General features: G+C 42.0%; 8 protein-coding genes. 1 reads left to right on the top strand and 7 read right to left on the bottom strand.

Features of this window, described 5'->3' with window-relative positions; all coding sequences use genetic code 11:
- Nucleotides 1-398 precede the first annotated feature (398 nt).
- The 7 genes from AB8996_RS10340 to AB8996_RS10310 form a co-directional block, all read right to left on the bottom strand.
- On the bottom strand, nucleotides 399-3,224 hold the full coding sequence (locus AB8996_RS10340) for a TrlF family AAA-like ATPase (RefSeq protein WP_369298903.1): 2,826 nt from the start codon (nucleotides 3,222-3,224) through the stop codon (nucleotides 399-401).
- Between the two features lie 317 nt (nucleotides 3,225-3,541).
- Nucleotides 3,542-5,353, bottom strand: coding sequence for a restriction endonuclease FokI C-terminal domain-containing protein (locus tag AB8996_RS10335; protein ID WP_369298902.1), 1,812 nt, complete (start codon nucleotides 5,351-5,353; stop codon nucleotides 3,542-3,544).
- Nucleotides 5,346-6,170 carry a Dam family site-specific DNA-(adenine-N6)-methyltransferase gene (locus tag AB8996_RS10330; protein ID WP_369298901.1) on the bottom strand — a complete coding sequence of 275 codons (825 nt, stop codon included), beginning with the start codon at nucleotides 6,168-6,170 and terminating at the stop codon, nucleotides 5,346-5,348. Before AB8996_RS10330 ends, AB8996_RS10335 begins: the two co-directional genes overlap by 8 nt.
- Before the next feature lie 31 nt (nucleotides 6,171-6,201).
- Nucleotides 6,202-7,209, bottom strand: a complete 1,008-nt coding sequence (locus tag AB8996_RS10325; protein WP_369298900.1) for a DNA adenine methylase — start codon at nucleotides 7,207-7,209, stop codon at nucleotides 6,202-6,204.
- A 623-nt stretch (nucleotides 7,210-7,832) separates the two neighbouring features.
- Nucleotides 7,833-9,047 (bottom strand): tyrosine-type recombinase/integrase, encoded by a 1,215-nt coding sequence (locus AB8996_RS10320; protein WP_369298899.1) that lies wholly within the window; start codon nucleotides 9,045-9,047, stop codon nucleotides 7,833-7,835.
- Nucleotides 9,048-9,132: 85 nt separating this feature from the next.
- Nucleotides 9,133-10,995, bottom strand: a complete 1,863-nt coding sequence (locus tag AB8996_RS10315) for a UvrD-helicase domain-containing protein (protein ID WP_369298898.1) — start codon at nucleotides 10,993-10,995, stop codon at nucleotides 9,133-9,135.
- Between the two features lie 4 nt (nucleotides 10,996-10,999).
- Entirely contained in the window at nucleotides 11,000-13,195 is a 2,196-nt protein-coding gene (locus tag AB8996_RS10310) for an ATP-dependent endonuclease (protein ID WP_369298897.1), read from the bottom strand.
- Between the two features lie 346 nt (nucleotides 13,196-13,541).
- On the opposite strand from AB8996_RS10310, the gene AB8996_RS10305 reads away from it, so the two are divergent.
- Nucleotides 13,542-13,673 carry a hypothetical protein gene (locus AB8996_RS10305; protein WP_369298896.1) on the top strand — a complete coding sequence of 44 codons (132 nt, stop codon included), beginning with the start codon at nucleotides 13,542-13,544 and terminating at the stop codon, nucleotides 13,671-13,673.
- Nucleotides 13,674-13,702: the final 29 nt, after the last annotated feature.

Here is a 13,702-nt window from a genome sequence, read left to right as displayed (position 1 = left end):
ACCTTTGTCAACTGGGGTGTCATGGTGACAGGGGAATGTTAATAATAGGAAAAAGGGTTCTATGTATAAGGACACTCGGAAAAGATTTGTAAACCCAAAATCGGAAAAACTATTCTGACACAAGGAAGAGCCTGCCTCTTGGCAGGCCCTTCTTTTATCCAGGTATTTTAGTTTTTTCCTGTTGTTATCCGGAAAAAATCACACATCATCAATGCGAGACATCCATCCATAATGAGGGCAATTAATTTTAATAATTACTCCAAATATGTGTATCAAGGGGTGCTGGCCATCAGTAGCGAACTTAGTGACGCAAAAATAATGCATTGATTAAAATTTGAATACCATAAGTGATGGTTGCAAGACAAGTTCGAATCCATTGAGACAGATGTTTTTACTGACTAATCAGTATACTTTCTCCTTCTTAAATCAAACGCAGGCATAGTTCCCTCTAGAACATCTATCACATGTTGTTTCATACAAGGATTTTCTATTCCACCAGACTCATATGTAATTGAATGAGTAGCTTTATCCATATAGCAGTAAATCAATTGTTCAGCATCACAAGCAACTGCTATATTGGGATTATGGGTTACTATTATAACCTGCCGTTTTGCCTTTGCAGCACATATACAGGGCACCAATTTATTGTATACAGACTGGTTATCTAAATTATCTTCTGGCTGATCTATGATAATTGGAGTGTTACTTTTACTTAGAGCAAGATAGAATATAAGTAAGACAATTCCTCTTTCGCCTGGAGACAACTCTTCCAAGTTATGAGATCCTACTTGCAATTTATAAAACACATCCAAATAATCAAGTCCATAGAGATAATCATAGAATTCCTGCTTTGAAGATATTTTTTTAGTTGAATTGTCCATATCTTCATCAACAACTTCCATGATGCCATCAATAAAATGCGCTAAGCTGTGTCTGTCGGAAAAGTCAGTTGTCTTGATCATAGTATCAATTGCTTTTTGTCCAGCTTCTTTCCCACGAAATTTGCCAGAAAACTTCGCATTGATATAAGAAAGAACATGCTCGGAGAATGTGGACTCTTTTAGCTGAATTTCCGCAGAGAATCTGATTTGATCCTCCAAATCGCCCAGAAGATTATCAATTTCACTTTCTACTGGAGCATAGATACTTTCATAAAGTTTTGCCAATTCTGTTTTAACAAAAAAGAGAGCGTCCAATTGTGAATTTCTTTCTTGCTTTGCTTTCTGATAATCACTATCCAAATCCATTTTGAGGTAATTGGATTCGTTCTCAAAATACCGAAGGGAGCCTTCTTGGCTTTTTTCCCCAATGATTTTTTCCCTTTCTCCTTCCCATTCCTTTAAATCCGATAAATATTTTTGGTAAACCCTTTCTTCATTATTGGCCATTTCAATAATCGCTTTTTTCTCTTTATTCAATCTAGCCAATTGTCCAGAGAGTCCTTCAGTTTCATCAGAACCATCTAGAGAAAATTGTAATGTTTGCTTTCTTTTATTTAGTTTAGCTAAATATAATTCGATATCATGAATTGGCGTTATAAGATCTAATTTTTGATTTTTACTAGACAAATCATGGGTTTCAAAAAATTCATCGACACGTACTTGCATACTTTGTAGCTCTTTCACTAAAACACGCAAACCCGCAATTAAATCATTTGTTTGGACAATGGAAGTGTTTATTTCCGTTAGTTCATAGCGAGTAGAATCTATTTTTGATGTGACATTGGTTATATCAGTATTTACCCTTTCAAGTTTTTCTTGGTAATTTACATCTTCCTTTTGAGGAGTTGGTTTCTGAACTTCCTTTGGTTTAATTCCATCGTGCCGTTTTAAACCCTCTTGAGCCTTTTTTAAACTGTCAGTAATATGCTTTTTATACTGGGTTGTTTTCTTTTCTTCCAAATGAATAATCCTAGCATTTATTTGACTAAGTTCATCTTGTATGTTTTTCTTGTTGAGAGTCAAAGAAGTTGATTTTATTCTGACAAGGTCTCCTAAAGAGGTAGCTCCTGCGCGTTCAGTCGGATCTACATACGAAAAGACGACACGATCAATTTCCTCTTGAAAGCTGCTTCCTATATCATTACAAACATCTTCGATATACTGTTGCGGTAGATATCTGGCGTCTTCAATAACAGTGTCAAATGATTTAGCATCAAGGTCGATCGTACTTTTGTGTCCATCCCCCCAGACAATAGAAGCCTCATAGTCTTGTGAAAAATTTTTCTGTTGCCGTCTAAATCTTTTCTCGTTTAAGAAAGCAGCCTTTTCCATAGCGTGGCATTTGCATAATTGCCCTACTATATCAGAAAAAGCACTCTTACCACTGCCTTTGTTTCCTATCACTGCAATTAAGCCTGAATTTAAAGGCAAAGTAAAATCGAACCAATTCATGTCAGCAAAAACCGGATTCTTCTTTCGTTTAACAGAAATACACGCAATATTTTCACTTCGCATTTTTCTTTCCCGATCAAGTGCCAAAGGTATCTCACCAACATATACTCGTTCCCGTGGTTGAAATAGACACTGCTTTAGTCCTTCGAACGTTGTATCAGCTTTAATCCATAAGTTTTCTTTTACTACATAATTACGTGGATCGTGATTATCGGAACCAATTATTAAAGGTTTCTCTTCAATTTGTGAAAACACATATTTGCTGTAGTCTTCAACATCTTTCTTTTTCCCAATTTCAAAGAAATCAACTGATTTCGCAATATCTTCTTTTAGCGCTTCTTTGTAAGGAACGCCATTGCTGATTTCTTGATCAATGCCATTTGTTTTTTTGCCTGCATGAATTGACAGAAGTCCTTTCCGGTCATGACAAAACTTTACAGCATCCTCAAATGTCCAGTAAATTGATTCATTGCTCTGTGAAGATTTCGCTCTCTCTCGAAGCATTATAGCTTCAAAATCACTTTGCAAATCATCAATATTCATCTGATCTGAGAACAATAAATTGAAATGCAAATTATTTGAACCTTTATCCGTTCTCAATTCAACACCTGGAAAAAACACAATTTCTGGTGCTAGTTCACGTAACCGCTTTATCCGTTTTGCATCAATTCTAAAGTGATCCGTAATTGCAACTGCACAAATATCATTCTCCTTAAGTGCCTTACACAGAAGTTCATCGGCATCGTTCTCATTGTACTTATAATCATATGAGGAGGCCGTATGCAGATGTAAGTCCCATCTACGCCATTCTGATCCCTTGGAAGTTTGCATGTTGTGATTCCCTCCATTCTGTGTCAATGAAATTATAATTATTAGTCAAAAGTTCGTTTCATTTTTTGCGATTTTATCTGAGAACTGATTAAATAAGAAGTTTCAGCAACCAGCGTATTACGCTATTTTTTCTATTAAACAATGCATCCTGTGCCCGCAATGCAAAAACACATTGCTGGCTTCTCCTTTATCCCATATACCGAAATAGTATCACTCCGTTCGATAATAAGCCTTTGTACATTTCTTTTTTACTTTAACGGGAATAATTTGCTTTATTAGATTTATTAAATAATAAAGCAGCAAAAGAAGCAAACCGCTTACACGCTTTCACATCCAGCTTCATCGTTGCCCCTTAGTACCTCAAAGCTCTCCTCATACGCCAATTCCCCGGCACTGACTCTTTCTGCAAACAGCAGCAGATTCTTAGCAGAAATCACCGAGCCGCAATAGCCCGTTCTGTCGTGGATATAGCGGATATTATCCAGAAAAGAGCCTCGAAACTCTGAAGAAACAAATAGGAAGCTGAAATTTTGCACTTCATCGCTGAAGTTCTCCCACCAGTGGTTACGATTGATGTCACTTCTAGATTTGTTTTCTTCAATGTAACGGATCATTTCATCCGCCTGCGTGATTGGCAAGTTATAGCCATTGGAATAGGCTTTTGTATCGACAATCACACCGTCCGCATGTTTATAGAACAGACCATCTGGCTTTCGAGAACCGCCGAGATGCAGACCCTGAAAATCCAGTTCTTCTGTCAAGAGGGACATGGTCTCAATTTCAAACTCCCGATTTGAATTGCTGTCGTAAGCCAGATCGATCAATGCCAAATATCTGTGGTCAATGCTGGTTAACTGCGCTCTCACTTCATCTTTCACTACAGAAAGTTCCGTCCTTTCTGTGTGCACAGCCTCAACAGGGATTTCCAACTGAACGATTTCGTCTTTCAGCTTATAGCGTGCATCTCTGCATTCGATTTCCAGACCAATATTGGTGAAATTCTGCAAATCGTCCAGAATTGTCGCTGTTGAAGCGTCTATCTCTCTGGCAGCAAGATACAATCGAATCTCATCCACGGTTTTGGGAGTGGTAAGAGATTTCAAAATATGGCATCTTCGATTGCGAAGATAGACACTATCAGGTGCCGCAGTAGCGAGCATATTCCAGAACACGATTTTCGGGGTACGACGATGTCTGGTTCTTCCTAAAATTCGATTTACATGGGTCAACCCTTGCGTTGTAATCATGTAGCTCTGTCCGATTTCAGCTGTGTATCTTCGACCAAGATAGTATTCTGTAACTGTTTTTGGAACCTTTTCGACCCAGCCGATTTTACACATCCACCCGGCAATCATTCTGGCATATTTGTCGCTGCTGCCTTCAAAATTCTGCCTAATATCTGTCTTTTCGGCAAGAGTGGCTGCCGTGCAGATTCCGCCTACATAATAGGACTGCGGCAGGGAAGTAAAACCGGCTTCTCCAACAAAGCCAAGCCGTCTGCCAATCTCAAATTTTGTCAAATGCCCTTGTTCTGCTAACAGTTTTAAGACACGGCAAGCAGGCGGATAGGACTCCAATGCTTGTCCGATAATTTCCTTTTCTTCTTCGCTGTAGCTTTCAGATAGGGCAAAGCGCCGTCCCAATTCTGAAACACTGCATGTATCCGTGGCGGAATCATAGCTGAGAAACGATAAAGAAATTCCCCAACGGATAAAGCTGTCTGTCGACCAATCGCTCTGATAGGGTTTCTTCTCACCATTTGGCATGTTTTTCTGTGCAGGTACGGCAGCCTGTCCGATACCAGAGCAAGCGGCGTTTCCCCGCCCGCCTTTGCGGACAATCCTTTCTGCTTCTTCCTCACTGTAACCAAACATTTCTATATTTTCTGTAACAGTAAGCTGATTAGCAGAACCGCTTCCACGCAAGGAATTATAGGGAACGGCATTGCAGTTCTCTCCCGTAATCGCCGTTATCAATTCCTGCCGCCCATATCTTTCCGGAACAAAGGTAGGAATTACCCTCTCCCGCAGCAGCGCATTTAGTTCCGAATCGGGAGTAATAGAAGCTAACACCCTCTTCAAATTCTCAAAAGAACCGCCATCCTGAACCCAACCGAAAGCCCTACTCATTCGTGATCAGCACCTCTTTTGTAAGAGTGTTTCTATCGCTCAAGTGGTAACTGCAATTCCCGTACCCACGGTCAATCACATGCACAGTATACTTCTCCGCCCACCGCTTCAGCTCGGTATGCTCCTGCCCTTTGTGCTCGGTCACGTTTGAGAGTGCAAATTTCACACCCCGATCAGACAGGGAATCCAGAATACCCATAAGATCAAGGTCATCGTCCCTTGACCAACCCTTAAATCCCCGTTTCCCGTCATTGTAGGAGCCGATACTGAGAGAATAGGGCGGATCGCAATAAATCAGATCGCCTTCTTCCAAAACGGAGAAATCGAAGTCTCGGAAGTCCGCACTGGAGAATGCGAAATTTTCGATCCGCTCCATGAAAAATCGAAGCCTCTCTTGCAGCGCTGTGTTAAAACTGCTGCGGTTCCTTCCAAAGGGATTGTTGAATTCATGTTTGGAATTAAATCGGAATTGGTAATTGAAGCCGTAATTCATGAGCAGATACAAATCCAAGGGATCTCTTTCCGAATGATTGTAAAAATTCCGAAACGCCAGATACCCTTCCTCATTCTCTTTTGAAAGCCCAAATTCCTCCATGCGGGCTTCCGCATGAGCTAAAACAGCCTCATAGCCGTTTTCCTGAAAAGCCTTGTAAATGTTGATGAGATAGCAATTGATGTCGTTGCAGTATACGTCTGCAGCGTCTTCGTTTACTGAAACATCCAGCCCGCCAGCGAAAAGATCCACAAAAGTATTGCATTCCGGAAGAAGGGGCAAAATCTGTTCCAGCACCCGGTATTTGTTTCCTATGTAATTCATGGGGCTTTTGAGCAGAACGGTATTCATTTTGTCACCTCATATCGACAAAGTAGATTTGTTCTTTCAACCCAGCGGAGTTGTTCGGTATCTTGCTTTTGTATCGTCTGTAGGAAATCTCTTTCAGTTTTACAGTTCCAAATCGAGAAAGTATGTTGGTAAGTTCATCGGTAGATAACAGACCTTCGTTGTTATAGCTTACGATTGCGTATTTTGATTGCAAGTTCTCAAACAAAGAAAGGAATGCGTTTTTCACTTTTCCCTTAACACAGAAATCTGACCTCTCATAATCCCTCATTCCGGTAACTCCATGCAAAGCAGGAGAATCATAACGGGCGATGGTTTCCAGCACATGATAATTTGGGCTGTACTGCCTTTGATTGTAGGGCGGGTCGATGTAAACAAGATCAAATTTCTTGAGCTTGCACAGTTCAACTGCATCCATACAGAACGCCTCACACTGATAACGGCTTGGTACAATGGGAACGGGTTCCAAATGCAGCGGCTTGTATGTTCTGGCATCCCAATGCTTGAGATAAGCTGCATAGACCCCTGCAATATTGGAAACATAGGGAACAGCGGAAAGCAGAGAGGCAAGTAAATAATAATACTCTTTTTTGGTGATTTCATCGTTTTGAAACCAAGTCTCAATCTGTTGCCGGACAGCGTCAATCTTTTTTGCGGTTTCCGGTTGAAAATACATTCTTTCGGAATGGGGGCTGGGGGAAAAGTTGTTGTAAACAAAAGCGTCTGTTAAATCAACCGGTTCCGTTAAATGATTCAGATACGCAAACACATCAGCGATATGCAAGCGTTCAAAGGAGGGAAAATCGTTAAGCTCCAGTGAGCCGCGAGCTAGAACATAACTCATATACATCAAATCGTTACCAATGACCCGATAACCCTTTTGCTTTAGAAATCGGGAAACGACGCCGGAACCGCTGAACAGGTCGCCAACTGTTTCAATGGGTTCATGGATCTCGGTACGAATTGCATCGCAAATATCTTCAAGCAGTAACGCCTTTGAACCAATGAAGCGCATTGTTTTTCCCCCTGCATTAATACCAACAAGATATGCCTAAAAGCTAATAGTATCATACCACATCTTGGTGAAATGTGCAATACTCGTTTTCGAATTTTTGTTCCCGCTTTGATGAATGATTTCAACACTTTGGGATTACCTTATTTCTTTGTTTACAGCGTCACGGATTTTGACTTGATCTTTGACTCAGAAATCCGCATATCATCAATAAATCATCAGAAACCTTTTGAGATGTGTGCTTTGGATTCAGAACCGCTCTACACTGCGGAAAAATCCAGCTGCAATGTGGCTTAATGCAATTTCCACATCCACTCCAAAACCGCGTGCCGAGGGTTCGAATCCTTCTGCCCCTGCCAAAACAAGGGAGACAAGCCTTGCGCTTGTCTCCCTTGTTTTCGTGTGTAAAAAGCTCGAAAACTGGCACGCGGAGCGTGCGGAGGGGTGAGCGAGCGCCAGTGGCGCTCTGGTGCGAACCGACCGAGCCGACAGGCGAGAATCGAATCCTTTGAAGCTCCAAATCTGCGCCTTTTTTCGTATCCGGTGGGTTCTGTTCGCACTGTTTCCGTTTGTTTTATCATCAAAAAATCATCAATCCGAGGGCGCCGCTCTGCGTGCTTTCGGCTTTATAAGTTGAACCCGTCTGTGATTCCGTTCAATCGCTGGGTGTCTTTCTTCACATAGTACATCTCAGTGATCTGGGAAGTTGAATGTCCCAAAAGGTCTGCCACCTGTCGGGGAGAAAGAGCCTTGATCGTTCCGTTTGCCTGCTTCACACCATTGACCAATCTTGTGGCAAAGGTATGCCGGAAGCTGTGTAGACCTTTTTGCTCGATTTCTGCGGCTTTCAAAATGCGGTAGTACCTTTTGCGGAAATTTACAGGGCGAGTATAACCGCCCTGTTCATCACATATCAGCGGTGCGTTCTCGCCGAAATTCCGCTCTCGGCGTAGAGCTTCTATCATCTCTACTGCCGTGTCGTTCAGCGGCACAGTACGCTTGCTGGTGGCAGTTTTCGGTTTCCCTACCTTCACTTCTCGACCAGGAACAGCTTCCGTTTCCACTCGTTTTGAAGTCTCTTTTACCCCTTGACGAACAGTCAGCGTGCGGTTTTCTAGATCAATGTCGCTGTTGAGGAGACCTAGGAGTTCGCCCGTCCGCAAGCCGGTATTCAGCATGAGAATGTAGGCTGCCGGCTGCTGGTACTTGGGTTTTCCGTTGGAATAGGTACTGAATGCTTCTATCTTGAATTTCTCTATTTCCTCTGGCGCGAATACCGTGATGGTTTCCTGCGTAGGCAAGTCTTCCTTGTTTTGCGCCGCCATGAAGTTCGCTTTTTTCATCATGGGAACGCTTAACATGGGATTCCGATTCAGCAGCTCCTGTTCTGTGAGGTAGCGGAAATATTCACCAAGTAAGTCGTGGACTTTCTTGACCGTGGTGTAGGCATAGCCCTTTTCAAGCCAATAGTTGAGAACAGATTTCAAGTCAGCAGACATGATATCTCCGACTACTTTTTCTCCAATCAAGGGAAAAATCTGGTGCTTCGCCGTACACTCACAGCGGTCGTAAGTACCTCTTTCTACGGAAGGAAATTTGAACACTTGCAGCCAGTGCGTCATGCTTTCTCTGAGTGTTTTCCGGGATTCATCTGACTCAGTGAGTCGCTGGTTGAACTCAGCGATATAGGCGGTCATTTTCTTGTTGACCTCTGCCTTGGTCGTGCCAGAAAAGGATTTCCTTTTTCTTTCGCCTTGCTCGTCCATGTACCAGACTGTCCCGCCCCAGCGGTTGTCTGTGCGTTTGAACGCCTTGCCGTTGGTAAGTAACTTTTTCTTCATAGTTCAACCTCCTTTCTCTGACGAAAACATTCTTCCGTCAGCAACACAACATACCACAGAGCCTGCGCCTATGTCTATGATTATTCTAGAGAATAGTAATCTCGTTTTCAGAAAACCAGTTATTTGATAATGCTGTGTTCTTGACGGAATCGGCATCTTCCGTATAGGCCACAACAGCCAAACTGTTCTGAGCCCGTGTGCAAGCAACATAAAAAAGACGGGCTGTTCTCGTAATGCCTGTATCCTTGCCCTCTCGCTCGTTCTTTAAGTCGGTATCAGTTTTTGACTTAGCCCCAAATAATTTTTCATAGCTGAACAGAAAACCACGAGCTTGCGCATCGTCCATAATAACCATAACTCTCGGAAATTCAAGCCCTTTAACACCTTGATGAGTGGCAAAACGTGTATTGTCTGTAACATATAACGAATATCTTTCCAATTCGCCAAACGGGGCTGACAACGCTGTTCTTAGAGCAATTATCTTTTGATTCTCGCCTTCATATTGTTCTGCCAATAAGTCATTTGCCCGGCTGCCAACTTCAAATAAGCCTGTATCTCGGATTGATTTTAAAACATCCAAACAAGATGGGACTCTATTCTCTGACCAAAGTTCCATTAAAGATTCCACGGCGCTTTCAGCGTTTTGCAGAGCTTCGGCTTGGTTTTCTATTTTGACTGCAAGTGTTTTGCTATCTAACATTGGTGAATATTTTCTAATAATCTTTGCAACCTCAAAGTCATTCTTTTCCTGATACGCTTTTACTAATGGCAGCACCATTTTCGCCAAAATCGACAATTCTGTAATGGAGCCATCACGCAATGCCGTGTCAAACTTCCCTGAGTCATTCAGCGGCATATACAAATTGGAAAAGCCAAATCTGCTGGCGGCCATGTGGTGCTCAAGGATCAAGCTCTTATATGTTGCTTTATCACCCCAGCCATCATCCCCGGTATCTATGGCCATCATTTGGGCAACCTTATCCTCGATGGGATCTTTTTCAGCAGCAGATGAGGTAATAAATAGTCTTACCATTCCTGTGTCCGCATCAGATCTTGCCTTCTGCTTCTGCCCATCAACCGTACTTCGGATTGCATTTGCCAGATCTACTATGCGTGTAGCGCTTCGATGATTCATGACCTTCGTCGGCTTTGCCCAATCGTCAGGAATACAACCCGCAAGATTTTCTTTCCCGTCATTGTAGATCCTTTGCATAGTATCTCCAAACATACCGACTATAAATTTATCTTTATGTTTTTCACATACGTCAAGCAGGGCATCAATTAATTCTTTCTTTGTATCTTGACTTTCATCGATGAGCAGTATTGGGTATTTTGCTACTAAAATATTCTGCATGGTTGGTTCTGCCATGATAAAAGCTGTACTCATTTTGATAACTTCGCTATGGCTAAGCGAATCAAAACCGACATTATCGCCATTGGGGTTATAAGAGAACTTTTTTGCGGTTTCAATTTTCTCTAGGCGTTCTTTTTTCCGCCTAATATCTTCAGCTCTTTTTTCACCTGCCTTACCACCACGCCCCTTAAGTTGTTTTTCCTCAAGTTCGCTAATTTCCGTTTTAACAGATTGCCTGACCCATTCTTTTATGTCTGCTTGGTAGCTCTTAATTAATTCCCACAGGAAACTATGTATCGTGGACACAGAAAAAATTGGTTTGTACTGCAATCTTCTGGATATCTCATCGCACGCTGCATTGGTATAGGTAATAACTGCAATTTGCTTACCATTCATCGCGAGGCTTTCGCCGCGGTCTTTATCAAGGAAAGTGAGAATGTTAATCAAACTCCTGGTCTTGCCAGAGCCAGCACCGGCAAATACAAAGAAGCATTTCGGGTGCTCTACAGAAAAACAATTTTGAATCTCTTGATCAACATGATCGTCAATATGATTGTCTGTGGAGTTTTTTCCCATCAATGTAGAATCTGTCATTACCTTACTCCTCTGGCTTTAAATAAGCCTGCAGCCACTCTAATCCCTCAGCGATATAAGCTGGAACTGTAAGTTCGCTGGGATCAACGGCATAAATCAAATCCAATGCAAACTCAGCCTTCTGATCGGATTTTCCATCCCGGAGTGCATCGTATATTCCTTTATGTAATTTATCAAAAGAACTTACCGACTTAACCTTATCGCTTACATTTTTTATTAAACTTCCTGTATCGTCACTAGGCATATCCTTGAAGAGTTGAAAATTTGTGTAGACGAGACAATCTTCAAATGTGCTTGCGAGTGCTTCTTTATCGGTACCATTGTAATTAATCATAACTGGCGTCTGATACGCAATGCGAATAGAATACTTGCATGCGCCTTCTTTTACAACTTCCTTTTTAGCAAATGGGATGGCTAACAATTCGTCTAAATCTTTTTTTCCTACAATCCAACCCGTGATAGTATAATTGCTACTGATAAGACCTTTACCACGTTCTGGAAAGGCAGCCTTATGATGTCCCTCTTTTTCTGCAGTATCCAGGTCTGCAATAACAAGCGTAGGTAAGCACAGTTTTTCAAGTAGCGGATTAAGGCGATGCGAGTGTCGTCCATTTATACTCAATATCGATATATATCTTTGATACAGTCCTGGATATTTATTTCGAATAAAATGTGGCAACAACATATTTTCCGCCGATCCTTCAACAAGAATGGCAGCATCAGCAAAAAACAAATCACAATGGGTCGTCTGCAAGTAACGTGTGACAAATTTGCCAGTTTCATCGCCTTTACCAAATACCTCGGAAAGATTGATTACTTTTGATGTCGCAATATTTCCTTCTGATCCCTCAGATAGCCGTTTAAAATAGCGCAAATCAGCAAAATTAGTTTCTCGGGCAATATGGCTAGAGTGGGTACTAATTACTAATTGAGTATCAAAATGCTCATTTTCCTTGATGAATTTATGGTTCGTCAATACATCGTATGATTTGCGAATGAACACTTGTTGTACTTGCACATGAAGATGTGCTTCTGGTTCCTCGACCAAAACTAAATGCAAAGGTTCTATCACTGGATTATCGTTCTCCTGTGTCCGTTTAGCTTTGCCTTCGCGCATCCAATCATCCCTGAAACGCATGAGATCGAAGACCATAGAGATTAGATTTTGGTATCCCAGACCATTGTATTTCTCTGGTAGCTTTAGCGTATCATCTTTTTTGCTAAGCGCGTACTGGACAGCAGAGTCATGCTTTAGTGTTTCAGCCGTAGTCATTTTTGTCACAATCGTAAGCCTAGGATCAGCCACTCCTGGATATCCAAGACCTTCTAGCTCGTGGATTGCAGGTGCAAATTTAATTGCAAGATTTTTGTCAAAAGCCTTTTTAGCATCTTCAGTGGCTTTCAATATGTCTAAGTCTTCGGGTGACGGGGATTTTTCTGGATCGAGATGTTTATCATAGTAACTACGCATCTGATCCGATAACTGTCTTTTAGCTCGCTCATTGCTATCCGAACTATCTGGATCTGCGAAACCTCGTTGAGCGTCAATCATATCGACTTTAATGATTCCTTTCAGCGGGTTATCCGTAAAACACTCCATTTCAAAAGGTGTGGCTTGCGGAAGGTCTTTATTGGATTGGGCAGGATCAAGAATGAACGCCTTCATCGAAAAGTATGCATTCAAGTTACGTTCAAGAAACTCGCACAAATCCTTGGGATACAGGTTGATGTCTACTTTTCCTTTTGCTTTTTCCGTTTTGCGTGCCGCAAAATAGGTCTCCCGATATTCTGCAAATAGCTTAGAGATATTCTTAGGGAAGAAAGCAAGACGGACACCTAGCTTTCCGCCGCGCCACTTCAGAGTTGGAATTATCCCAGCTACATAATGGATCTCACTATTGGACACGTCTAACCAAATATCCATTTGGGGAACAAGTGACTCCCATTCCAGTAGATCTATAGGCTCATTGCAGCTTTCTTGAGTCCATCCCTCACCAATCTTATTGATATCCACACGTTTAGAAATGGTGATATCATTAAAGGTGAAATTGCGGTCAGCAAGGAATTTCCCGAGTGCATCCATAGCGGATGTCTTGCCACTATTGTTTGCACCAACAAATAGCGTGGCTTTTTCGCTAAAGTCGATATTACATTGTAGTAGCTTCCTGAAATTCTGAATATTAATTGACTGTATCCTCATACTGTACCTCCGTTTCAACCGCAGTGAGCAATTTAGATCATTATACCATATAACCGAGAATATTCAAACCATAGTGAGGGTATCTGGTTGCGCTATCTGTGCACCAATATGTAACATGAACGGCAAGACGTGTACCGACATTCAAAAACTGGTGCGGGTTTAATTAAATGTGTCACTTTTTATGAAAATTGGTGCAAACGTGTCAAAGTGTGATATAATAAAAAAATAGGGACGCTGATATCCATTGTTGACGTCTTGACACAAAACAGCCCGGTATCACAAATGCGATACCGGGCTGTTTTCGTTGTGGGTACAAAGTCCTGAAAATGCGGTACGGCTGCGCTTTGTGCGTGCGTGTCGTGGGGCGCTGGTCGCCGGTGGCGACCAGCGCCGTTCTCAGCTGTCGCTTCGGTCGGTGTTGGGCGTGTGCCACCGGCACACAACACCCGAGCCGACAGGCGAGAATCGAATCCTTTGAAGCTCCAAATCCGCTCCATTTTTCGTATC

The sequence above is a fragment of the uncultured Neglectibacter sp. genome (genome assembly GCA_937958185.1).
Classification (GTDB): domain Bacteria; phylum Bacillota; class Clostridia; order Oscillospirales; family Acutalibacteraceae; genus Acutalibacter.
This window is presented reverse-complemented; position numbering and strand designations above follow the sequence as displayed.